The organism is Microbacterium sp. No. 7 (assembly GCF_001314225.1).
Classification (GTDB): Bacteria; Actinomycetota; Actinomycetes; order Actinomycetales; family Microbacteriaceae; genus Microbacterium.
Window position 1 is genome coordinate 3,320,663 of sequence record NZ_CP012697.1, and the last position, 23,855, is coordinate 3,344,517.

At 68.8% G+C, this 23,855-nt stretch carries 16 protein-coding genes and 3 rRNA genes; 6 read left to right on the forward strand and 13 right to left on the reverse strand.

Annotated features, from left to right (window positions below):
- Positions 1-17 precede the first annotated feature (17 nt).
- Complete coding sequence (locus tag AOA12_RS15465) at positions 18-1,196, reverse strand: AAA family ATPase (protein ID WP_054684739.1); 1,179 nt, start codon at positions 1,194-1,196, stop codon at positions 18-20.
- Positions 1,193-1,834 (reverse strand): SAF domain-containing protein, encoded by a 642-nt coding sequence (locus AOA12_RS15470; protein WP_054687113.1) that lies wholly within the window; start codon positions 1,832-1,834, stop codon positions 1,193-1,195. The genes AOA12_RS15465 and AOA12_RS15470 overlap by 4 nt, the downstream gene beginning before the upstream one ends.
- 88 nt (positions 1,835-1,922) lie before the next feature.
- On the opposite strand from AOA12_RS15470, the gene AOA12_RS15475 reads away from it, so the two are divergent.
- On the forward strand, positions 1,923-2,204 hold the full coding sequence (locus AOA12_RS15475) for a helix-turn-helix domain-containing protein (protein WP_054684742.1): 282 nt from the start codon (positions 1,923-1,925) through the stop codon (positions 2,202-2,204).
- Between the two features lie 2 nt (positions 2,205-2,206).
- Here the strand turns inward: AOA12_RS15475 and AOA12_RS15480 are convergent, their stop codons facing one another.
- The gene (locus AOA12_RS15480) at positions 2,207-2,788 is read right to left on the reverse strand and encodes a hypothetical protein (protein WP_054684745.1); all 582 of its coding nucleotides are present in this window, start codon (positions 2,786-2,788) and stop codon (positions 2,207-2,209) included.
- 152 nt (positions 2,789-2,940) lie between these two features.
- On the opposite strand from AOA12_RS15480, the gene AOA12_RS15485 reads away from it, so the two are divergent.
- On the forward strand, positions 2,941-3,351 hold the full coding sequence (locus AOA12_RS15485) for an Rv3235 family protein (RefSeq protein WP_231637102.1): 411 nt from the start codon (positions 2,941-2,943) through the stop codon (positions 3,349-3,351).
- Positions 3,352-3,368: 17 nt separating this feature from the next.
- Here AOA12_RS15485 and AOA12_RS15490 read toward each other — a convergent pair whose 3' ends face one another.
- From AOA12_RS15490 to secA, 5 genes are all read right to left on the reverse strand, one after another.
- Complete coding sequence (locus AOA12_RS15490) at positions 3,369-4,592, reverse strand: pyridoxal phosphate-dependent aminotransferase (protein ID WP_054684751.1); 1,224 nt, start codon at positions 4,590-4,592, stop codon at positions 3,369-3,371.
- 120 nt (positions 4,593-4,712) lie between these two features.
- A 5S ribosomal RNA gene (gene rrf / locus AOA12_RS15495) occupies positions 4,713-4,829 on the reverse strand.
- Between the two features lie 117 nt (positions 4,830-4,946).
- Positions 4,947-8,054 (reverse strand): 23S ribosomal RNA (locus AOA12_RS15500).
- A 419-nt stretch (positions 8,055-8,473) separates the two neighbouring features.
- Positions 8,474-9,995: ribosomal RNA gene (locus AOA12_RS15505) — 16S ribosomal RNA — on the reverse strand.
- The 16S, 23S and 5S rRNA genes sit together here, the layout of an rRNA operon.
- A gap of 472 nt (positions 9,996-10,467) precedes the next feature.
- Positions 10,468-13,257, reverse strand: a complete 2,790-nt coding sequence (gene secA / locus AOA12_RS15510; protein WP_054684753.1) for a preprotein translocase subunit SecA — start codon at positions 13,255-13,257, stop codon at positions 10,468-10,470.
- A 223-nt stretch (positions 13,258-13,480) separates the two neighbouring features.
- Here secA and AOA12_RS15515 point away from each other — a divergent pair, with 223 nt between their 5' ends.
- From AOA12_RS15515 to AOA12_RS15530, 4 genes are all read left to right on the forward strand, one after another.
- Positions 13,481-14,404: an efflux RND transporter periplasmic adaptor subunit gene (locus tag AOA12_RS15515; RefSeq protein ID WP_054684755.1), complete on the forward strand. Its 924-nt coding sequence runs from the start codon at positions 13,481-13,483 to the stop codon at positions 14,402-14,404.
- 74 nt (positions 14,405-14,478) lie between these two features.
- Entirely contained in the window at positions 14,479-15,180 is a 702-nt protein-coding gene (locus AOA12_RS15520) for an ABC transporter ATP-binding protein (protein ID WP_054687116.1), read from the forward strand.
- Positions 15,177-16,385, forward strand: coding sequence for an ABC transporter permease (locus AOA12_RS15525; protein ID WP_054684757.1), 1,209 nt, complete (start codon positions 15,177-15,179; stop codon positions 16,383-16,385). Before AOA12_RS15520 ends, AOA12_RS15525 begins: the two co-directional genes overlap by 4 nt.
- Positions 16,386-16,550: 165 nt before the next feature.
- A complete protein-coding gene (locus tag AOA12_RS15530) occupies positions 16,551-17,870 on the forward strand; it encodes a hypothetical protein (RefSeq protein ID WP_054684759.1) in 1,320 nt (439 codons plus the stop codon).
- A 315-nt stretch (positions 17,871-18,185) separates the two neighbouring features.
- Here the strand turns inward: AOA12_RS15530 and hpf are convergent, their stop codons facing one another.
- The 5 genes from hpf to mtrA all read right to left on the reverse strand — a co-directional run bounded on the left by hpf (position 18,186) and on the right by mtrA (position 23,801).
- Positions 18,186-18,848 carry a ribosome hibernation-promoting factor, HPF/YfiA family gene (gene hpf, locus AOA12_RS15535; protein WP_054684760.1) on the reverse strand — a complete coding sequence of 221 codons (663 nt, stop codon included), beginning with the start codon at positions 18,846-18,848 and terminating at the stop codon, positions 18,186-18,188.
- A 120-nt stretch (positions 18,849-18,968) separates the two neighbouring features.
- Positions 18,969-19,610 (reverse strand): ComF family protein, encoded by a 642-nt coding sequence (locus AOA12_RS15540; RefSeq protein WP_054684763.1) that lies wholly within the window; start codon positions 19,608-19,610, stop codon positions 18,969-18,971.
- A gap of 102 nt (positions 19,611-19,712) precedes the next feature.
- Complete coding sequence (locus AOA12_RS15545) at positions 19,713-21,398, reverse strand: LpqB family beta-propeller domain-containing protein (RefSeq protein ID WP_054684766.1); 1,686 nt, start codon at positions 21,396-21,398, stop codon at positions 19,713-19,715.
- Positions 21,395-23,104 (reverse strand): MtrAB system histidine kinase MtrB, encoded by a 1,710-nt coding sequence (gene mtrB, locus AOA12_RS15550; RefSeq protein WP_054687117.1) that lies wholly within the window; start codon positions 23,102-23,104, stop codon positions 21,395-21,397. The genes AOA12_RS15545 and mtrB overlap by 4 nt, the downstream gene beginning before the upstream one ends.
- A gap of 16 nt (positions 23,105-23,120) precedes the next feature.
- The gene (mtrA, locus tag AOA12_RS15555) at positions 23,121-23,801 is read right to left on the reverse strand and encodes an MtrAB system response regulator MtrA (protein ID WP_054684767.1); all 681 of its coding nucleotides are present in this window, start codon (positions 23,799-23,801) and stop codon (positions 23,121-23,123) included.
- Positions 23,802-23,855: the final 54 nt, after the last annotated feature.

Below are 23,855 nucleotides of genomic sequence, written 5' to 3' on the forward strand. Positions count from 1 at the left end.
CTCTCCCGCGCTCTCTCTCATGCGCTCCGAGCAGCGGCGGGGCCGCGTCGCGCGGGCGCCGGCGACGCGATCGCCTCGCCCGCGAACCGGCGCAGCGCCGTGGCGAAGGAGGAGCGCGCCGCGGCGTGCGCGATGGGCTGCGCGGAGAGGATCGCGGCGTCGGCCGCCCTCGCGTCCCACGGGGCGAACCAGACGTCGGAGACGCCCGTGAACCGCTCCAGCGCACGCCGCACCTGCGCGCGGGCGTCGATGCCGAGGACACCGGGACGGAGCTTGTTGGCGAGCACGCGCACGGGCGTCGTGCCGATCGTCGCCCGCAGGTCGGGGTAGGCCCGCACGAACCGGGAGACGCCGACGGGATCGCAGCCGACCACCGCGACCACGAGGTCCGCGGCGGCCAGCGCGGCGAGCGTGGCCGCGTTGCGCCGGGGGCCGTCGAGGTCGCTGACGATCTCCTCGTCGCGCTCGAGCGGCGACGCGACGTCGACGACCACGGCGTCCGCCCACGCGCGGCACGCCGCGAGCGCCGCTCCGACGCGCGACGCGCTCAGCTCGGGCCAGCGGGACGGCCGGTTGAGGCCCGTGAGCACGTCGACCGCGCCGAGCCTGCTCGCGATGCGGGTGAGCTCGGTGCGGCTGAGCGCGCCCCGCTCGGCCCGCCGGCACGCGGCGGCGAAGCCCGGCCCCTCGTCGCTGAGCCCCGTGGCGAGTGCGAGCGACGGGGCGTGGCTGTCGGCGTCCACGAGCGCGACGCGACGCCCGTCGCGGGCCAGATCGCACGCCAGCTCGATCGCGACGGTCGTGCGCCCGGGCGCCCCCGCGGCGCCCCACACGACGATCGTGCGCCCGCGTGCATCCGGCTCGACGCGCGGTGCCGAGGGATGCAGGATGTCCTGGGCGTCCGTCTCGTCGTCCACGGCCGACAGGCCGAACAGCGCCGCACGGCGCCGGTCGTCGTCGCGCCCGCACAGCGGGGCGATGCGGACGCCGAGCTCGTCGCACGCGGCGACGAGTTCGGCCGTGAGCGTGCGGCGATCGGCCGCGATCACGAGCAGGTCGGCGTGCGCGAGCGCCTCGTGCGCGCCGCCGGCGACATCGCGCGGCTCGACGAGCGCGACGACCTCGGCATCCGCCTGCGTCAGGGACTCCCCCAGCCGGCGCCCGCGCTCGCCCGGCACCGCGACGACGACCCTCACGGCGTCGGTCCGGTCGTCGGTCCCGTCGTCGGCACGACCGAGACGCTCGCCTCGCCCGTGACGGCGGCGAGCACCGCCGCCACGTCGGCCTGCGGGATCACCACCTCGACCGACGTCCCCGGCGAGCCGAGCGCCGACGACCGCCGGTCGACGCTCGCGACCGTCACGGCCGCGACGAGGATGCGCGGGGTCACGGGCTCACCGCGCTCGACCCGGTCGGCGGCCCACACGTCGACGACGCTGCCGCGCTCGACGACCGCGGGCACGTCGACCGCGCTGCTGAGCACGACCGTCGTCGTCTGCGCCTGCCCGGCGGAGCCGAGGGCGCCCGTCGGCACCAGCTCGCCGCGCGAGATCGTGCGCGTCGCGATCGCGCCGGGCGCGAGCGTCGCGGGGCGTGCATAGGCGTCGCTCGCCGGCCCGAGGGCGACGTCGACGACGCGCAGGTCGCTCGAGGCGACGCTCTCGCCGGCGACGATCGTGCGCGTCGCGGCGAGCACGGGCTCGGTGTGGCGTGCGGCGGCGACGACGAGCCAGACACCGGCGATGGATGCCGCGATCAGCGCGATCCCCAGGAGGAACCGCAGGTCGGACCAGAAGGCGCGCGGCCTCGGCCGGGGTGCATCGAGGGAGGTCATGGCGTCCATCGTGTCGCGGCGCCCGAGCCGCCCGCGGAAGTTATCCACAGTCTGGCATCGTGTCGGGAGGCGGGCTCATAATGGCCTCATGTCTTCGCCCACTCCGTCCGGCGCGCGCCTGTTCACGCCCGCGCAGGTGGCGGAGATGCTCGCGATCGAGGTCGACGAGGTGATCGCGCTCGTGCTCGACGGACAGCTCCGCGGGGCGCGGGTGGGCTCGCCCGGACAGTGGCGCGTCGAGGCCGACAGCGTCGAGGCGTACCTCGACGACCAGGCGGAGGAGGCGCGTCGCATGGCGCTGTGGCGCGAGTCGAACGCCGCGAGCTTCCCCGAGCTGTGGGGTCGCGGGCCGGTGCGGCACCCGGACTGACGTCAGAGCGCGACCGGCGCGCCCAGGCGCACGGCGGCGATCGCGGCGAACGGGATCATCCGGTGGCCGTTCACCGCGTCGCCCCGTCGCGGCGCGTCGACGTCGTGCAGCGCGACGTCGAGGTGATCGGCGCCGGCGCGGTCGATCGTGCCGGTCAGGGTGCGTCCCGACGTCAGCACGATCGCCACGGGAACGCGCTTTCGCACCAGGTCGCGCGCGACGAAGCCGAAGGTCATCCGCTGCGAGAGCATCGACCCCGCGGAGGCGGCGCGCGCGGATCGCAGCAGCGACTCGTGCGTGAGCGTCAGCGCGACGATCGCGCCGAGGGGGACGAGCGTCGCGTGGGCGTTCGCGCCGTCGAGCGCGCACCAGTCGGCACCGACCGCGCTCACGCGGCCCGACACCGACTCCGCGCCGACGAGGTCGGCGCCCGCGTCCGCCCCGACGGCGGCGACGAGCCGCTCGCGCAGCGGCAGCTTGGCGAGGCGCAGGCGCTCCGACTCGCTGTCGAGCGCGGCGCGCTCGGCCTCCCACTCGGAGTCGAGCTGAGTCTCCAGGTCTTCGAAGAAGCGATCCCACCGCACGAGCCGAGGCTAGAGCACGCGCTCCGGCGCGGTGGCGAGTTGTCCACAGGTTGGAGCATTCTCATCCCGCGGCCCGGACGCCTGTGGTCTACTCAAGACGACGATCATCGTCTTCGTTCCGGGGGGAAACGCGTATGACCGCTCATCGCAGCATGAGACGACGCCTCAGCAGCGCACGTGCCGTGTCCGAGTACTTCGCCGCGCAGCCGGCCACCGCCGCGCAGCTGCCCGATCCGGAGCCGCTGCTGCGGAACCTCACGATCGGCGTCCTCGAGGTGCTCGCGGGCGTGCGCGAGGTCGATCAGCTCGCCAGATGGATGAGCGAGGACGCGTTCCGCGCGCTCGTGACGCGCGCCAACCTCACGGCCCGCGCCCGCAGCGCGCGCGGTCAGACGGCGGCCCGGCCCGCGCACCGCATCGTGTCCGTGCGGCACTGCAGCCCCAAGGACGCCGTCATCGAGGCGACCGTCGTCGTCGCGGGCCCCGTGCGCGTGCGCGCCGTCGCCATCCGCCTCGAGGGCTGGGACGATCGCTGGCGCGCGATGAGCGTCGGCATCCTCTGACGACGGACGCCGCCAGGCTACTGCCGGTAGCTCGACAGGAAGTTGCCCAGCCGCTCGATCGCCTCGGTCAGCACGCGCGCCTCCGGCAGCGTGACGATGCGCAGGTGGTCGGGCGTCGGCCAGTTGAAGCCCGTGCCCTGCACGAGCAGCACGTGCTCGGCGACGAGGAAGTCGTAGACGAGCTTCGCGTCGTCGTGGATGTCGTGGACGTTCGGGTCGAGGCGGGGGAACGCGTAGAGGGCGCCCTCGGGCTTGCTGCAGGTGACGCCGGGGATCTTGGTGAGGCCCTCCCACGCGGCGTCGCGCTGCTCGTGCAGCCGCCCCGACGGCGCGATGAGCGCGTCGATCGACTGCACGCCCGACAGCGCCGCCTGCACGGCGTGCTGCGCGGGAACGTTGGGGCACAGGCGCGTGGACGCCAGCAGCTGGATGCCCTCGAGGAATCCGGCGGCGTGACGCTTCGGTCCCGTGATCACCAGCCAGCCGGACCGGTAGCCCGCGACGCGGTAGGTCTTGCTCAGGCCGTTGAAGGTGAGGCACAGCAGATCGGGCGCGAGCGTCGCGAGCGGGATGTGCTGCGCGTCGTCGAAGAGGATGCGGTCGTAGATCTCGTCGCTCAGCAGCAGCAGCTCGTGCTCGCGTGCGATCTCGACGATGCCCTCCAGCACCTCGCGGGTGTAGACGGCGCCGGTCGGGTTGTTGGGGTTGATCACGACGATCGCCTTCGTGCGCGGCGTGATCTTGGCACGGATGTCGTCGAGGTCGGGCTGCCAGCCGTTCTCGTTGTCGCACAGGTAGTGCACGGGAGTGCCGTCGGCGAGGCTCGTCATCGCCGTCCAGAGCGGATAGTCCGGCGCCGGGATGAGCACCTCGTCGCCCTCGTCGAGGAGGGCCTGCATCGTCATCGTGATGAGCTCGGAGACGCCGTTGCCGAGGTAGACGTCGTCGGGATCGAACTGCGGGAAGCCCGCGACCTCCTCGTAGCGGGAGACCACGGCGCGCCGCGCCGGCATGATGCCGCGGCTGTCGCTGTAGCCGTGCGCGTGCGGGATGGCCTCGATCATGTCGCGCACGATCTGGTAGGGCGCCTCGAAGCCGAAGACGGCCGGATTGCCCGTGTTCAGCTTGAGGATGCGATGGCCGTCGGCCTCGAGTCGGTCGGCCTCGGCCAGTGCTGCCCCGCGGATCTCGTAGAGGACGTCTTTGAGCTTGGACGACTGATCGAAGGTGCGCGGGGTCATTGGAACAGCGTACTCCTGCGCGACGGAGGATTCCCCCGCGGCGGGGCGTTCACGACCAATCACCGGTCCTGAAATGCGAAATGGCCACCCGTCAGTGGGTGGCCATTTCGTGTAAAAGAAGTCCGGCGGTGTCCTACTCTCCCACAGGGTCCCCCCTGCAGTACCATCGGCGCTGAGAGGCTTAGCTTCCGGGTTCGGAATGGGACCGGGCGTTTCCCTCTCGCTATGGCCGCCGAAACACTATAGATGTGTCACAAAAACCAAGCACACACCCCAAGGAAGGGTGCGGGCGGGTTCTCGACCGTACATCGAGAACCACTCAGTGGACGCGAACCATCACAGATTCGAAAAAATGTTATCAAGTCATCGGCTTATTAGTACCGGTCAGCTGCACACGTTACCGTGCTTCCACACCCGGCCTATCAACCCAGTAGTCTAGCTGGGAGCCTCTCCCCCAAACGGGGATGGAAGTCTCATCTTGAGGCCGGCTTCCCGCTTAGATGCTTTCAGCGGTTATCCATCCCGAACGTAGCTAACCAGCGGTGCTCCTGGCGGAACAACTGGCACACCAGAGGTTCGTCCAACCCGGTCCTCTCGTACTAGGGTCAGATCCTCTCAAACTTCCTACGCGCGCAGCGGATAGGGACCGAACTGTCTCACGACGTTCTAAACCCAGCTCGCGTACCGCTTTAATGGGCGAACAGCCCAACCCTTGGGACCTACTCCAGCCCCAGGATGCGACGAGCCGACATCGAGGTGCCAAACCATGCCGTCGATATGGACTCTTGGGCAAGATCAGCCTGTTATCCCCGAGGTACCTTTTATCCGTTGAGCGACAGCGCTTCCACAAGCCACTGCCGGATCACTAGTCCCGACTTTCGTCCCTGCTCGACCTGTCAGTCTCACAGTCAAGCTCCCTTGTGCACTTACACTCGCCACCTGATTGCCAACCAGGTTGAGGGAACCTTTGGGCGCCTCCGTTACTCTTTGGGAGGCAACCGCCCCAGTTAAACTACCCACCAGGCACTGTCCCTGAACCGGATCACGGTCCGAAGTTAGATATCCAGAGTGACCAGAGTGGTATTTCAACAACGACTCCACACCCACTAGCGTGAATGCTTCACAGTCTCCCACCTATCCTACACAAGCCACACCGAACACCAATACCAAGCTGTAGTAAAGGTCACGGGGTCTTTCCGTCCTGCTGCGCGTAACGAGCATCTTTACTCGTAATGCAATTTCGCCGAGTTCGCGGTTGAGACAGTTGGGAAGTCGTTACGCCATTCGTGCAGGTCGGAACTTACCCGACAAGGAATTTCGCTACCTTAGGATGGTTATAGTTACCACCGCCGTTTACTGGGGCTTAAATTCTCAGCTTCGCCTTACGGCTAACCGGTCCTCTTAACCTTCCAGCACCGGGCAGGCGTCAGTCCGTATACATCGACTTGCGTCTTCGCACGGACCTGTGTTTTTAGTAAACAGTCGCTACCCACTAGTCTCTGCGGCCACCACACCCTTTTCCAGGCAAGCTGGTATAAGCGGATGGCCCCCCTTCTCCCGAAGTTACGGGGGCATTTTGCCGAGTTCCTTAACCACGATTCTCTCGATCTCCTCGGTATTCTCTACCTGACCACCTGAGTCGGTTTGGGGTACGGGCGGCTAGAACCTCGCGTCGATGCTTTTCTTGGCAGCAGAGGATCACCCACTTTTCATCCGCATCGTGTCTCAGCCTGTAAGGGTCACGGATTTGCCTATGACCCGGCCTACGCACTTGCCCCGGGAACAACCATCGCCCGGGATGGGCTACCTTCCTGCGTCACACCTGTTAACACGCTAACCGCACCAGCATGGGGTCACGCGCTCCCCTGAACGGTGCACCCCGAAGGGTACGATGCTCAGGCTCGGGCGTTTAGCACCACTGGATTAGCTTGGGCGGTTCTTCGCCGGTACGGGAATATCAACCCGTTGTCCATCGACTACGCCTGTCGGCCTCGCCTTAGGTCCCGACTTACCCAGGGAAGATTAGCTTGACCCTGGAACCCTTGGTCTTTCGGAGGACGTGTTTCTCACACGTCTTTCGCTACTCATGCCTGCATTCTCACTCGTGTAGCCTCCACGGCTGGGTCACCCCGCCGCTTCACCGGCCACACGACGCTCTCCTACCCATCAACACGGCTGGACCACGAAGGCCTACCAAAAATGTCAATGCCACAACTTCGGTGACGTGCTTGAGCCCCGCTACATTGTCGGCGCGGAATCACTTGACCAGTGAGCTATTACGCACTCTTTCAAGGGTGGCTGCTTCTAAGCCAACCTCCTGGTTGTCACAGCAACTCCACATCCTTTCCCACTTAGCACGCGCTTAGGGACCTTAGTTGGTGGTCTGGGTTGTTTCCCTCTCGACTATGAAGCTTATCCCCCACAGTCTCACTGCTGCGCTCTCACTTACCGGCATTCGGAGTTTGGCTGACGTCAGTAACCTGGTAGGGCCCATCGGCCATCCAGTAGCTCTACCTCCGGCAAGAAACACGCAACGCTGCACCTAAATGCATTTCGGAGAGAACCAGCTATCACGAAGTTTGATTGGCCTTTCACCCCTATCCACAGCTCATCCCCTCAGTTTTCAACCTAAGTGGGTTCGGCCCTCCACGACGTCTTACCGTCGCTTCAGCCTGGCCATGGATAGATCACTTCGCTTCGGGTCTAGGACACGCGACTCACTCGCCCTATTCAGACTCGCTTTCGCTACGGCTACCCCACACGGGTTAACCTCGCCACGTATCGCTAACTCGCAGGCTCATTCTTCAAAAGGCACGCTGTCACACCTACCAAGGGTGCTCCAACGGTTTGTAAGCAAACGGTTTCAGGTACTATTTCACTCCCCTCCCGGGGTACTTTTCACCTTTCCCTCACGGTACTTGTCCGCTATCGGTCATCTGGGAGTATTTAGGCTTATCAGGTGGTCCTGACAGATTCACACGGGATTTCTCGGGCCCCGTGCTACTTGGGATACTTCACCACGCCAAGAGAAGCATTTCGACTACGGGGTTCACACCCTCTCTGACCCGCCTTTCAATGCGGTTCGTCTATACCTTCTTGTAACGCTCACAGCTCGGCAGAACTGTATGGAAAGTCCCACAACCCCGAACACGCAACTCCTGCCGGATATCACACGCACTCGGTTTAGCCTCATCCGCTTTCGCTCGCCACTACTCACGGAATCACGGTTGTTTTCTCTTCCTGTGGGTACTGAGATGTTTCACTTCCCCACGTTCCCTCTACCCGCCCTATATATTCAGACGAGAGTCACTAGGTCGGCACGCCGCCCAGCGGGGTTTCCCCATTCGGACACCCTCGGATCACAGTGTGCTTATCCACTCCCCGAGGCTTATCGCAGATTGCTACGTCCTTCTTCGGCTCCAGATGCCAAGGCATCCACCGTTTGCTCTTAAAGACTTGAAACATGAGTTCGAATCGTCAATCTCAAAACAAAATTGACTAATGATCTTTAAGATCATCAAAAGAACACCCGGAAAAAATCCAGGCATTCAAAGATGCTCGCGTCCACTGTGTAGTTCTCAAAGTACGGGCGGTACCCCCTCCCCCACCAGCAAACCAGCCGGCAACAGAAGAAGGCCCAGAAGCAACGAACCCCCACCCCCCACAAAGGAAGGCAAGCGCCCGGTCCCTCAGGACCCAACAGCGTGCAGCCACCACCAACCCGCGACACCACCTTCCAATCCCCCCCCGAAGAGAAGACGTACTAGCAGCACCACGCATCAGCAATGGCATGTCAAATGTTCCACCCATGAGCCCCAGCCACACACATTCGGCATGGTACTGAGTTCTGGAACCCCCGAAGAGGCTCAGATGCTCCTTAGAAAGGAGGTGATCCAGCCGCACCTTCCGGTACGGCTACCTTGTTACGACTTAGTCCTAATTACCGATCCCACCTTCGACGGCTCCCTCCACAAGGGTTAGGCCACCGGCTTCAGGTGTTACCGACTTTCATGACTTGACGGGCGGTGTGTACAAGACCCGGGAACGTATTCACCGCAGCGTTGCTGATCTGCGATTACTAGCGACTCCGACTTCATGAGGTCGAGTTGCAGACCTCAATCCGAACTGGGACCGGCTTTTTGGGATTCGCTCCACCTCACGGTATTGCAGCCCTTTGTACCGGCCATTGTAGCATGCGTGAAGCCCAAGACATAAGGGGCATGATGATTTGACGTCATCCCCACCTTCCTCCGAGTTGACCCCGGCAGTATCCCATGAGTTCCCACCATAACGTGCTGGCAACATAGAACGAGGGTTGCGCTCGTTGCGGGACTTAACCCAACATCTCACGACACGAGCTGACGACAACCATGCACCACCTGTATAGAGACCTTGCGGGGCGACTATCTCTAGCCGTTTCCTCTATATGTCAAGCCTTGGTAAGGTTCTTCGCGTTGCATCGAATTAATCCGCATGCTCCGCCGCTTGTGCGGGTCCCCGTCAATTCCTTTGAGTTTTAGCCTTGCGGCCGTACTCCCCAGGCGGGGAACTTAATGCGTTAGCTGCGTCACGGAATCCGTGGAATGGACCCCACAACTAGTTCCCAACGTTTACGGGGTGGACTACCAGGGTATCTAAGCCTGTTTGCTCCCCACCCTTTCGCTCCTCAGCGTCAGTTACGGCCCAGAGATCTGCCTTCGCCATCGGTGTTCCTCCTGATATCTGCGCATTCCACCGCTACACCAGGAATTCCAATCTCCCCTACCGCACTCTAGTCTGCCCGTACCCACTGCAGGCCCGAGGTTGAGCCTCGGGATTTCACAGCAGACGCGACAAACCGCCTACGAGCTCTTTACGCCCAATAATTCCGGATAACGCTTGCACCCTACGTATTACCGCGGCTGCTGGCACGTAGTTAGCCGGTGCTTTTTCTGCAGGTACCGTCACTCACGCTTCTTCCCTGCTAAAAGAGGTTTACAACCCGAAGGCCGTCATCCCTCACGCGGCGTTGCTGCATCAGGCTTCCGCCCATTGTGCAATATTCCCCACTGCTGCCTCCCGTAGGAGTCTGGGCCGTGTCTCAGTCCCAGTGTGGCCGGTCACCCTCTCAGGCCGGCTACCCGTCGACGCCTTGGTGAGCCATTACCTCACCAACAAGCTGATAGGCCGCGAGCCCATCCCCAACCGAAAAATCTTTCCAACCACAACCATGCGGTCATAGCTCATATCCAGTATTAGACACCGTTTCCAGCGCTTATCCCAGAGTCAGGGGCAGATTGCTCACGTGTTACTCACCCGTTCGCCACTGATCCACCAGAGCAAGCTCCAGCTTCACCGTTCGACTTGCATGTGTTAAGCACGCCGCCAGCGTTCATCCTGAGCCAGGATCAAACTCTCCGTAAAAGAAAAAAGCCAAACATGACCGGAAAAAAGCCATGCCAGCGAGTTCGAACTGACCAAAAAGGATGCCATCACTGACATATCCATACGCCAACCCCCGAAAGGATTGGACTTTGATCCAAAGGAATCTCAACCCGATCAAAAAGACCGGACGAGGTAAAATTTGGCATTTGACAAGTGCACGCTGTTGAGTTCTCAAAGATCGGATGCTCCGACGTTCCAGCCTCTCGGCCTTCGTCGCTGGGCAACTTCACTATCTTATCCCTCCCTCTCCGGCTGTCAAATCGGCGCCCGACCCGAAGGCGGCATCCGAAAGCTCCGGAGAGTTTCTTGAGGGAAGGTGTTCTGCTACTTGAGGGGAGTGAGGCCTTCCGGCTCTCTCTCAACCCTTTGGGGCGAACAAGGAATAACTTACGCGGATCCGGGAGGCGGCGCAAATCCGGTTCGCATCCCGGGCGTGTCGCGCCGCTCTCCCCTAGCCGCGACGGCCGGCCGCGCGCCGCTGCTGACGGTTGAGCGGCGCGTCCGGGGCGCCGTCGGCGGGCTGCCCGAAGGCACCCCGGGCGCCCTCCTGCTGCGGCGCGGCCGCGACCTGCGCGGCGCGCGCGCGTCCCGTGGCCGCCTGCTGCACCTGGCCGCGCTCGTTGCGCACCTCGACCTCGCCGTCGGCGCCGGGCGCCGAGTACTGCAGCCGCTGCGCCTCGACGGCGGGGGCGTCGAGGCCCTTGGCCTCCACCTTGCCCTCGACCGCGCCGTCGGCGCCCTGGCGCACCTCGACCTCGAGGTTGAAGAGGAACCCGACGGTCTCCTCCTTGATCTGCGCCATCATCGTCTGGAACATCTGATAGCCCTCGCGCTGATACTCGATCAGCGGATCGCGCTGCGCCATCGCGCGCAGGCCGATGCCGTCCTTGAGGTAGTCCATCTCGTACAGGTGGTCGCGCCAGCGGCGATCGAGCACCTGCAGCACGACGCGGCGCTCGAGCTCGCGCGTCGCGCTGGTCCCCAGCTGCTGCTCGCGGCGACGGTAGGCGAGCTTGGCGTCGGAGAGCAGCTCGCGGCGGAGCCCCTCCGCCGTCACGCGCCCCTTCGACCCCGCCTCGGCGGCGACCTCGTCGATCGTCACCCCCACGGGATAGAGCGTCTTGAGCTCCGTCCACATGGCGTCGAAGTCCCAGCTCTCGGTGTGGCCGGCGCCCGTGTGGTCGTCGACGATCGCACCGATGGCATCCTCGATGAAGTGCTCGACGCGCTCGGCGATGTCGTCGCCCTCGAGGATGTGCCGGCGGTCCGAGTAGATCGCCTCGCGCTGCCGGTTGAGCACGTCGTCGTACTTGAGCACGTTCTTGCGCACCTCGGCGTTGCGGCTCTCGACCTGCGCCTGCGCGCTCTTGATCGCGCGGCTCACCATGCCCGACTCGATCGCGACGTCGTCGGGGAAGTTCGTGCGCGCGAGGATCGCCTCGGCCGCACCCGACTGGAACAGCCGCATGAGGTCGTCGGTGAGCGACAGGTAGAAGCGGCTCTCGCCCGGGTCGCCCTGACGGCCCGACCGTCCGCGCAGCTGGTTGTCGATGCGCCGCGACTCGTGCCGCTCGGTGCCGAGCACGTAGAGGCCGCCCGCCGCGGTGACCTTCGCCGCCTCCTCGGCGACGGTGTCGCGCGTGGCGGAGTAGACGGCATCCCACTCCGCCTCGTACTCCTCCGGGGTCTCGACGGGGTCGAGGCCCTTCGCCTTCAACTCCTGCACCGCGAGGAACTCGGCGTTGCCGCCGAGCATGATGTCGGTGCCGCGGCCGGCCATGTTGGTCGCGACGGTCACGGCGCCGAGCCGGCCCGCACGGGCGACGATCTCGGCCTCGCGTGCGTGGTTCTTCGCGTTCAGCACCTCGTGCCTGATGCCGCGCTTGGCGAGCAGGCGGGAGAGGTGCTCGCTCTTCTCGACGCTCACGGTGCCGACGAGCACCGGCTGGCCCTTCTCGTGGCGGCCGGCGATGTCCTCGACCACCTGCGCGAACTTCGCCTGCTCGTTCTTGTAGACGAGGTCGGGCATGTCCTTGCGGATGAGCGGCCGGTTGGTCGGGATCGGCACGACGCCGAGCTTGTAGGTCGACATGAACTCGGCCGCCTCGGTCTCGGCGGTGCCCGTCATGCCCGCGAGCTTCTCGTACAGGCGGAAGTAGTTCTGCAGCGTGACGGTCGCGAGCGTCTGGTTCTCGGCCTTGACGGGCACGCCCTCCTTGGCCTCGATGGCCTGGTGGATGCCCTCGTTGTACCGCCGTCCCGCGAGGATGCGTCCCGTGTGCTCGTCGACGATCATGACCTCGTCGTTCATGACGACGTAGTCGGTGTCGCGCTTGAAGAGCGCGAGCGCCTTGATGGAGTTGTTGAGGAACGAGATGAGCGGCGTGTTGACCGACTCGTAGAGGTTGTCGATGCCGAGGTAGTCCTCGACCTTCTCGATGCCCGGCTCGAGCACGCCGATCGTGCGCTTCTTCTCGTCAACCTCGTAGTCAACACCCGCCTCCAGCGTGCGCGCGACCTTCGCGAACTCGAGGAACCAGCGGTTGGCCTCGCCCGACGACGGGCCCGAGATGATGAGCGGCGTGCGCGCCTCGTCGATGAGGATCGAGTCGACCTCGTCGACGATCGCGAAGCAGTGCCCGCGCTGCACGAGGTCTTCCTTGCGCCACGCCATGTTGTCGCGCAGGTAGTCGAAGCCGAACTCGTTGTTCGTGCCGTAGGTGATGTCGCACGCGTACTGCTCGCGGCGCACCTCGGGCGTCTGGCCCGCGACGATCGTCCCCGTCGTCATGCCGAGCGTGCGGTAGACGCGACCCATGAGCTCGGACTGGTAGGAGGCGAGGAAGTCGTTGACCGTGATGACGTGCACGCCCTTGCCCGCGATGGCGTTGAGGTAGACGGCGAAGGTCGCCGTGAGCGTCTTGCCCTCACCGGTCTTCATCTCGGCGATGTTGCCCAGGTGCAGCGCCGCACCGCCCATGATCTGCACGTCGTACGGGCGCTGGCCCAGCGTGCGCTTGGCGGCCTCGCGCACCGCGGCGAAGGCCTCGGGCATCAGCTTGTCGAGCGACTCGCCCGCCTCGTGGCGCGCACGGAACTCGGCGGTCTCGGCGCGGAGCTCGTCGTCGGTGAGGTGCGCGTACTCCTCTTCGAGGGCGCCGACCGCCTTGACGACCTGCTGAAGGCGACGCAGGAGGCGTCCTTCGCCGGCACGCAGAAGTTTCTCGAGAGGGTTGGCCACGGAGGATCTCCATCTATCAGTAGGCAAGAGCGCCCAGGCATACCCCGCCATGTTACCCGTCCGTGATTCTTCCGACGCCCTGCCCGGGACGATACCCAGGGTCCCCTAAGGGTGTGCCCCCAGCTCACCCGGGGCTTTCCGCCGGCGTCACCCGCGCGTCTTCCGCGGCTGATAGCCAGGTACCAGCAGGCGGCGACCGTCGCCGCAGAGCGAGGAGGATGCCGTGCTCGTCTGGCGCCGGTGGGTGTTTCCCATTCTCATGGTCGTGATCTTCGGCGTGATCGCCGCCGGCCTCACCAAGATCGCGTTCTTCCCCGATCCGGCCGCGCCTCCCGCCCTGCCGAGCGCCGAGATCGCGGACCCCGTCTTCGAGGTCGCCCGCGGCGACGTCTCCAACGCGCTGACGCTGACCGGCACGATCGCCCGCGACGAGGCGTACGCCGTGCGCAGCACGCGAGACGGCGAGATCGACGAGGTGCACGTCGCCGACGGCCAGGCCGTCGAGGCGGGCCAGGTGCTCGTGACGATCGTGTACGACCAGTGGCGCTACGAGGACATCGTCGCGCCCGAGGCCGGAGACATCTCGGAGCTCACGGTCATGGAGGGCCAGCCCGTGAGCCTCGGCGGCGACATCGCCACGCTCACCCCCGCGCGCTACCACGTGCACGGCGACGTGCAGGCCGCTCAGCTCTACCGGCTCGTCGGCGCGCCCACCGAGGGCACCGTCACGATCCCCGACGGCCCCGCGCCGTTCGTCTGCACGGGGCTGACGACCGCCGTCTCCCCCGACGGCACGACGAGCGTGCGCTGCGCCGTGCCGGCCGACCAGATCGTGTTCGCCGGCCTGCCGGTCACGCTCGACGTGCGGATCGGCACGGCATCCGGCGTTCTCGTCGTGCCGTTGACCGCCGTCAAGGGCGGCGCGCGCTCGGGCGTCGTGTGGGTCGACGACGGTGCGGACGGCCTCGAGGAGCGCACGGTCGCGCTCGGCGTCAACGACGGCACGCGGGTCGAGGTGACCGAGGGGCTCGCGGAGGGCGACCGCGTGCGCGAGTTCGTGCCGGGCACCACCGAGAGCGCCGAGCCCGTCTGCTACGACGACGGTCGCGGCGGGCAGTACTGCGAGGAGCCGGGGTGGAACTGGTGAGCACCCCGGCATCCGCTCCCGATCTCGTGAGCCCCTCCCGCGTCAGCCCCACCCTCGTCAGTCTCAGGGGCGTCATGCGGCACGTCGTCCTGCCCGACGAGAGCCGCCTCGACATCCTGCGCGGCGTCGACCTCGACGTCGCGGCGGGAGACCACGTCGCGATCGTCGGCCGCAGCGGCTCGGGGAAGTCGACGCTGCTGAACATCCTCGGGATGCTCGACGAGCCGTCGAGCGGCACGGTCGCGTTCCGGGGCCGCGAGGTGCGCCGCATCCGCCGCGGACCGCTCGACCGGCTGCGCGGGCGCGAGGTGGGGTTCGTCTTCCAGCAGTTCAACCTGCTGGCCGGGCGCACCGCGACCGAGAACGTCGTGATGCCGCTCGGCTACACGAAGGGGCGCACGTTCTGGCAGCGCGCACGCATCGCCCGCGACATGCTCGAGCGCGTGGGTCTCGGCCATCGGCTCGACACCCCGCCCGAGCGCCTCTCGGGCGGGGAGCAGCAGCGCGTCGCGATCGCCCGCGCGCTCGTGCGCCGGCCGGCGCTCATCCTGGCCGACGAGCCGACGGGCGCCCTCGACGTCGACACGGGCGCGGCCGTGATGGCGCTGCTCGACGCCGTCGCCGCCGAGACGGATGCCGCGCTCGTGACGATCACGCACGATCTGCACGTGGCGGCGCGCGCCCGCCGGCACTACCGGCTCGTGGACGGGCGGCTCGAGTCGTTCGAGCTCGAGACCGCGATCGCCGCCTCTCCCCTCGCGGCGGTGACCCGGTGAGCGCGATCGTCGGGGCGCTCGCCGAGGCGTGGGCGGAGGTGCGGCACCATCGGCTGCGGGTGCTGCTGAGCCTCGTCGCGATCGCCGTGTCGGTCGGGGCGATCACCGCCGTCGTCGCGCTCAACGAGTACGCCTGGCAGCAGAACGCGGAGTACTCCGACCGCAACGGCGGGCGCCCCGCGACGCTCTCGGTGTCGGCGGGACGCGAGGGCGGCGGCGCGGTCGACCTCTCCGCGATGCAGCAGCGCTTCGATCGCGTGTCGGAGCGGTTCGGCTTCTCGCACGTGTCGCGGCGCGCGACCGGCTTCACGGTGCCGATCCAGACGAGCGACTACCTGCGGCCGGCGCAGGTCGAGCTCGTCGACCCCGACTACGCGACCATGCACCGCGTCGTGGTCGCCGAGGGCCGCTGGTTCCGCGACGGCGACGAGGAGCTCGCGGCTCCCCCGATCATCGTCAGCGAGGCGCTGTGGGAGGTGCTGGGGAGCCGGCCCGTGGCGACGCATCCCACGGTGACGCTCGGCGGCGACGTCGCGGGCACCTACCAGGTGGTCGGCGTGCGCCCGCGGGAGGGGATGTGGGACACGCAGAAGACGGTGACGCTGCTCTTCGACACGTACGTCGCGCGCGCGGGCGGCCTGCCGGAGGGAACGGCGCCCACGTGGGAGGTGTGGGTCGGCACCGATCAGGCGTCCGAGATCGGGCCCGTGCTCGCGGCCGACCTGCGGCAGGGGATCACCGACGGGACGACGATCGGCGTGTCGCGCACCGACTGGGCGTCGCGCCCCGATCCGGGACGCGCGATGGCGGAGCTGGCGATGGTCGGCGGCGTCTCGCTCGTGCTGCTGCTGGGCGGGCTGAGCCTCGTGAACGTGCAGCTCGTCGCGATGCGGCAGCGCATCCGCGAGATCGGCGTGCGACGCAGCTTCGGCGCCACGGCGGGACGCGTCTTCACCGTCGTGATGCTGGAGAACGTGGTCGCGACGGCCGTGGCCGGCGTCATCGGCATCCTGATCGTCGTGGCCGTGCTGCGCACGCCCCTGACGACCGAGATCATGTTCTCGGGGCTGCAGGACGTGCCGCCGTTCCCGATGCGCGCGGCGCTCACGGGCCTCGTGGCCGCCGTCGGCATCGGCGCGCTCGCCGGCATCCTCCCCGCCCTCGTCGCGATGCGCGTCAAGGTGATCGACGCGCTGCGGTTCTAGCCACGGCGTGCGCGGTGCAGGACTTTCCCGTCCGACGGGCCGGGACGCCGCGCGACACGCCCGGCATCCCGAATCCGTCCTGCACCACGCACGGGTCGGCGGGCGAGGCGGACGAGACGGGACGACGAGGGGCTGCTGCACATGTCGCGAACGTAGGATCGATGCATGGCCGGATTCTGGGGCAGTCGCAAGAGGGAGCGCGAGCAGCTCGCGGCGCAGGACGTCGAACAGGGCAAGCGCGCCGACGCGGCCCTCGTGGCCGCCGACGAGCGGCTGCGGCTGACGACCGACGAGCTCGCCTACGCCGAGATCGAGCTCGGCGCCGACGCCACGCGCGATCTGCGCGAGGCGCTCGACGCCGTGCGGCACCACCTGGGCGAGGCCTTCCACCTGAACCAGCTCAACCACGACGACATCCCCGACACCCCCGAGGAGCTGCGCACGCGCAACGCGCGCATCATCCAGCTGTGCGAGTGGGCGGGCGAGCTGCTCGACGACCGCACCGAGGCGCTCGCGGGCGCCGTCGAGCGGGCGCGCCGGGCCCCCGAGATCATCGCCGGCATCCGCAGCGACCTCGTGCGCCTCGCCGAGCGCGTCCCGGGTGCGGAGGCGACGGCGGCGCGGCTGACCGAGCGGTACGCGCCCGCGGCCGTGCACAAGGTCGCCGGCAACGCCGCCGAGACGCGGCAGCTGCTCGCGTTCGCCGAGCACAGCGCCGACATCTCCACGGCCCGCCGCGAGAGCGGGCAGCGCGAGCAGGCCAACCTGGCGCTGGAGACCGCGATCGAGGCGGTGCGGCGCGCGCGCACGCTGCTGGATGCCGTGGACACGTACGAGATCGAGGCGCTGCGCGCCGAGTCGACGCTCGCCGCGATCATCGAGGACTCGCGCGAGGACATCGTCGCGGCCCGCCCCTTCCTGCGGCACGCCCCCGTCGCCGCGGCCGTCACCGCACTCGAGCGCGAGCTCGGCGCCCTCACGCCCGCGGGACAGAAGCCCGACCCGTTCGGCGAGCTCACGCGCCTGCGCGAGGCGAACGCGGCGCTCGACGCCGCCGTCGGCAAGGCGCGGGAGCGCGAGGCGCGGCCCGTGCCCTCCGAGGCGCACGTGCGGCACGCGATCGACGACGCCGACCGCCAGCTCGGGGTCGCCCGCAGCGTGATCTCCGGTCACCGCGGCTGGATCGGCGCCGATGCGCGCACGCGCCTCGCCGAGGCTGAGCGCATCCGCATCGATCTGGCCGCCGTCGCGGCCGGCCCGATCGACGAGGACGATCGCGAGCGCGCCATGGCCGACGCGCGCCGCTGCGGCATGCTCGCCGCCGAGGCGCTGCAGCTCGCGCAGCGCGACATCGACCAGTCGCGTCCGGGCAACGACCAGGGCGGCTGGGGCGGCGGACGGCGCGGCAGCGGCGGCGGCGATCTCGCCAGCGGCATCCTCGGCGGCCTCGTGATCGGCTCGCTGCTCGACGGCTTCTTCGACTGAGCCCGCCCCGCGAGGGTGCCCGCTGTCTCCGCGAGGGTGCTGGTTGTCTCCCCGAGGGTGCCTGTTGTCTCCACGAGGGTGCTGGGTATCTCCACGAGGGTGCTTTCGGAGGCACCCTCGCGAGAACAACCAGCACCCTCGCGAGAACAACAGGCACCCTCGCGAGAACAACAGGCACCCTCGCGAGAACAACAGGCACCCTCGCGAGGATAACCAGCACCCTCGGGGCGGCATGACGGAGGGGCGGATGCCGTGGCATCCGCCCCTCCGTGTTCGGGGTCCTGGGATCAGGGCCCCGCGCTCAGGCTCCTGCGGTCAGGACGCGAGCTCCGCCGCGGGCGGCGCGACCGCGCTGAGCGCGATGTGGCCGTAGTCCCAGCCCTTGCGGCGGTAGACGACGCTGGGGAAGTCGGTGCGGGCGTCGATGAAGAGGAAGAAGTCGTGCCCGACCAGCTCCATGCGGTCGACGGCCTCCTCGACGGTCATCCACTCCGCGTCGAACTCCTTCGTGCGGATGACGACGGGCGTGTAGTCCTCGTCGTCCTCGGCCTGCGAGACGATCGGGATCGTGCCGGTCGCGACGGCCTGCACGACGTCGAGCGGGGCGGGCTGCACGTCGATGCCGGCGAGCGATCCCGTGCCCTTCTCGAACTTGGCGCCGCGCGGGTTGTTGCGGGCGTCGACGCGCTTCTCCTTCGCGCGACGGATCTGCTCCGACAGCTTGTCGACGGCCTGGTCGAGAGCGGCGAACTTGTCGTGATCGGTGGCCTCGGCCCGGATCACGGGCCCCTTGCCGGTGAGGGTGAGCTCGACCGTCTCTTCCTCACGACTGCCATTGCGGTACGCACGGTGCGTCACCTTGATGTCGAGCCGCTGCGCGCGGGGCGCGAGGTGCTCGACACGGGTGGACTTCTCTTCTGCAACCGTGCGGAAGCGGTCGGAGATGCTCACTCCGACGCCGACGATGCTGGTTTCCATCCGTGACCTCCTTGTTCCGGGTCCTCCCCGTCACGGGCGGACCCTGGGTTCGCCTTGCACGTTCCACGCTATCGGCGCGGGGGCGCCCTGTCACGCATCATCTGCCGTGACTAAGGCAGTTCATAGAGCGCGGCGCGGAGTGGCCGCGACGGTGGCCGCGCCGACGACGATCGCCCCCGCGGCACGCAGCGCCCGCGCGGCCTCGACGAGGGTCGCACCCGTCGTCACGACGTCGTCGACGAGCACCACGCGCACCCCCGCGCAAGGCCGCGCGCGCAGCGTCCCCTCGACGTTGCGGCGGCGCTCCTCGCGCGACAGCCCGCGCTGGTCGCCGGCCCGGCCGGCGACGCGCAGCAGCCCGAGCGGGCGGCGGCCCGCGGCGCGGGCGATCAGCGCGGCGGGCGCGTATCCGCGGCGGCGCATGCCCGCGCGCGACGAGGGCACCGCGACGACCGCGACGTCGCCCGCGGGCGCGATCGTGCGGAGCGCCGCGTCGAGCGCCGTTCCGAGCGGCCGAGCGAGCTCCGTGCGCCCCTCCTCCTTCAGCGCGCGCACGGCGCGGGCGACGGCCCCGTCGAACGGCAGCGCGCTCGCGACCACGAGGCCGCCGGCGAGCTCGCGACGCCTCGGGCGCGGCGCGAGGGCGGCACGGCACGCGTCGCACACGGCCGCGCCGGGCGCATCGCACCCCGCGCACCAGGAGGGGAGGACGAGCGACAGGGCCTCGGCGAGCGCCGCGGCGACGGAGGGAGGCATCGGCATGTCCCGAGTCTGCCGCGGCGGGCCACGCCGCCGGCGGCGTGGCCCGGGATCGGTGGACAGCCGCGGCATCCGCTCGGCTGGGGACGAGGCGGCGCGCCGCCGCTACTCCGGCGTGCCCTGCTGGATCGCGACGCCGAGCACGTCGGTCGCGACGTTCTGCCAGGTGCCGCCGCGCTGCAGGTAGAGGATGCCGGCGGCGTCGAGCACGCGCAGCCCGCCCGACTGGCTGCTGCCCGTGACCAGCACGGCGTCGGCGGGCGCCGGGCGCACGGTCAGCCCGCCGCCGATGCGCTGCTCGTGCACGTGCGTCTCGCCCTCGCCCGCCGTGAGCACGGCGACGGTCTCGGCGTCGAGCCACGTGAGCGACATCCCCCTGCTGCCGAGCGTCGCGAGGATCCTCCGCTCGCCGCCCAGGCGCACGGGCGTGCCGTCGCGGTCGCGCACGATGCCGGCGACCCAGAGCGTGGGCACCGTGCCGTCGCGACCGACGACGGCGAGGCGCGTGCCGTCGCGGGAGACCTGCAGCGCGTCGATGCGCGTGACGCCGGGCAGCGACACGGTCAGCTCGACGAGGTCGCCGTCGGCGGCGAACACCGTCGGCACGGCGGCCTCGGTCGCGTCGACGGTCCACGCGAAGCCGAACGGGTCGACCGACGGCGCGACCGTGCTGCCCGGCCCGCCGAGCGGCACGACGTCGCCCTCGGCGCTCACGAGCGCGGTGCTGCCGTCGACGAACCGCACGGCCGCGGACGTGCGGTCGGCGTCGACCTCGATCGCGACGGGCGGCTCCTCGAGCGCGGTGATCGCCGAGCTCAGGCCCGGGATGACCTCCAGGCTCTCGCCCATCGGAAAGCCGAAGCCCTCGGCGGTGAGCAGGAGGGGCCGCGGGTCGATGCGGGTGGAGCGCTCGTGCACGGCGGTCGCGGACAGGGTCTGGTCGCCGACCATCATCGCGACGGAGCGGATGCCGGCGCCCGCGAGGCTGTGCTGCAGCTGCGTCTGCATGCGGTCGAGCACCGTCTGCTCGAGCGAGCGGGCGGCCGGTCCGAGCGAGACCTGCGCGACGCCCTGCCGCACGGGCACGGCGCGCTGCTCGACGCGCGACGACTCCGTGAACGCGGTGACGACGGCGTCGGTGAGCCACGGGCTCGGACTGCCGCCGACGAGCGCCTCGGCGATGTACGTCGCCGCGAACTCGCGCGGGAACCAGCGCTCGTCGGGGACGAGGTAGGTCCAGGTGGGGTCGAAGAACATCACGGGATAGTTGCGGAACACCGTCGCGAAGCGGCCCTCGTCGATCACGATGCCGCTCGGCGCCTGCACGATGCGCCACTGGCCGTCGGCGTTCTGCGCGAGCCGGAACTCGAGCGTGACGTCGCCGCCGACCTCGGAGGTGTAGGCGCCGGTGTGGTCGACGGCGCCCGTGGGGTGCACGCTCACCTGCACCGTGCCGTCGCCCGTGAGCACGGGCACGGGGCGGCCGGGGCGGTGGATCGTGACGCCCGCGCGCGGGTCCCACTGGTCGCGGTAGGACGGGGCGAGGAACTCGCGCGCGATCGACCAGTTGCCGCGCGGGCCCGACCCCGCGGCGAGGAAGCCGTCGACGATCTGCTCGGGCGTGGCATCCTCGACCGGCCGGTCGGGCAGGTACGCGAAGTCGGCCTCGCGGTCGACCTCGGCCGAGACGCCCCCCGCGTTGACCGGCCCGCGCGTCGGCAGGCCCGCGCACGCGGCGAGCGCCACCACGAGCAGGCACACGGCGAGCGCGCGCAGCGACCGCGCCGTCATCTCGCCACCCCCATCGGCCCGGCCGGGCCCGCCGTGCCGATCGCCCCCGTCGCGCCGGGCACGACGTCGATCGGGCGGGTCGCGCCGAGCGCGTCGTACGGGGCGATGTCGTCGTCGCCGGGGTCGAGGGCGATCGGCGACGTGTCGCCGATGTCGGCGCCGTCGCGCGGCAGCGTGAGCACGAAGTGCGTGCCGCGCCCGGGCGCCGACCACACCGCGAGGGTGCCGCCGTGCAGGCGCGCGTCGCCGAGGGCGATCGACAGCCCCAGCCCCGTGCCGCCGATCGTGCGCTTGCGCGAGGGGTCGGCGCGCCAGAACCGGTCGAAGACGCGTTCCGCGTCGGCGGCCGACATCCCCATGCCGAAGTCGCGCACGCCCACCGCGACGGCGCGCTGGTCGCTGTCGACCGTCACGACGATCGGCCGGCCCTCGCCGTGCTCGATCGCGTTGCCGAGCAGGTTGCGCAGGATGCGGCGGATGCGGCGCGGGTCCATCTCGACGGGGGCGTACCCGCCGGGGGCGACGAGCCGCACGTCGGAGCCGTGCTGCTCGGCGAGCTGCTGCATCGAGGCGATGACGTCCTCGGCGAGGTGGGCGAGGCTCGTCGCCTCGAGCTCCAGCTGCACCGAGCCGGCGTCGTAGCGGCTGATCTCCAGCAGGTCGCCGAGCAGGGTCTCGAACCGCTGCACCTGCGCGTGCAGCAGCTCGGCCGCCCGCCCCGTGGCGGCGTCGAACGCGTCGCGCTGGTCGAAGATCATGTCGGCGGCGAGCCGGATGGTCGTGAGCGGCGTGCGCAGCTCGTGCGACACGTCGGAGACGAAGCGCTGCTGCACGAGCGACAGGTCGGCGAGCTCCTTGATCTGCGCCTCGATGCTGTCGGCCATCGCGTTGAACGAGCGCCCGAGCACCGCGAACTCGTCCTGGCCGCGCACGGGCAGGCGCACGCTGAGCTCGCCGGCCGCGAGCGTCGCGCTCGTCTCGGCGGCCTGGGCGATCGGCACCGTGACCGAGCGCAGCACGATCCACGAGATGGCGCCGATGAGCACGACGAGCACCGAGCCGACGCCCCAGAGCGTGAGCTGCACGAACTGCAGCGTGCGCGCCTCGCCCGCGAGGTCGTAGGCGAAGTACAGCTCGTAGGCGCCCGCCTCGGGCAGGACCAGCTGCTGCCCCACGACGACGCCCGGCACGGTGCCGCCGTCCTCGGCAGCGAGCCCGATCGACTGCCACCACTGCAGGCTGGAGTCGCGGCGCACCGTGTCGCGCAGCCCGTCGGTGAGCAGCGCCTCGGTGAGACCGCCCTGCTCGAAGCTCTGCGGCGCGCCGGGCAGGGGCTCGGGATCGACGCGGTACATCGCGAGCATGCTCGTCGCGGCCTGCCGGAACTCGACGTCGCGCAGGTCGGTCACGACGTCCTGCAGCACGGCCGGGTCGTTCGAGACCACCGTGGCGTCGAGCCGCACCTGCGCCGATCGGGTCGCGTCCCACGCGGCCTCGCGGGCCTGCTGCACGCGCGACTCGAAGAGCTCGTTCTGGATGGCGAGGGCCATCCAGACCATCGAGACGAGGATCGTGAGGGCGGTGAGGCCGAGCGTGAGGGCGAGCGTGCGGAAGCGCAGCGAGCGCGTCCACAGGTGCCCGAAGCGCCGCGGCCACGAGCGCCAGTCGCGCACGCCGGCCGAGACGGGGATCGCGTCGGGGCTCACGGCCGGCGCCGCATCGTCAGTCGGCCGCGCCCGCACGATAGCCGACGCCGCGCACGGTCATCACGATGCGCGGGTTGTCGGGATCGAGCTCGACCTTGGCTCGCAGGCGCTGCACGTGCACGTTGACGAGACGCGTGTCGGCCTTGTAGTGGTAGCCCCACACCTGCTCGAGCAGCATCTCGCGCGAGAACACCTGCTGCGGCTTGGACGCCAGCGCCACGAGCAGCTCGAACTCGAGCGGGGTGAGCGTGATGACCTCGTCGCCGCGGCGCACCTCGTGCCCGGCGACGTCGACGGTGAGGTCGCCGATGCGCAGCACGCCGCTCGTGGGCTGCGTGACGGGCCGCAGTCGCGTGCGGATGCGGGCGACGAGCTCCTTCGGGTTGAACGGCTTGACGATGTAGTCGTCGGCGCCCGACTCCAGGCCGCGCACGACGTCGGCCGTGTCGGTGCGCGCCGTGAGCATGATGATCGGCACCCCCGACTCCGAGCGGATGCGGGTGCAGACCTCGATGCCGTCCATGCCGGGCAGCATGAGGTCGAGCAGCACGAGGTCGGGCCGCTGCGCCCGCCACTCGTCGACCGCGATGCCGCCGTCGGCGCAGAACAGGGGCTCGAACCCCTCGGTGCGCAGGACGATGCCGATCATCTCCGCCAGGGCGGTGTCGTCGTCGACGACGAGGATGCGGGCTGTCATGGAACCGGGAAGTCCTTCTGCTGCGAGATCGGGCGCTCTCTCACAGTATCCGAC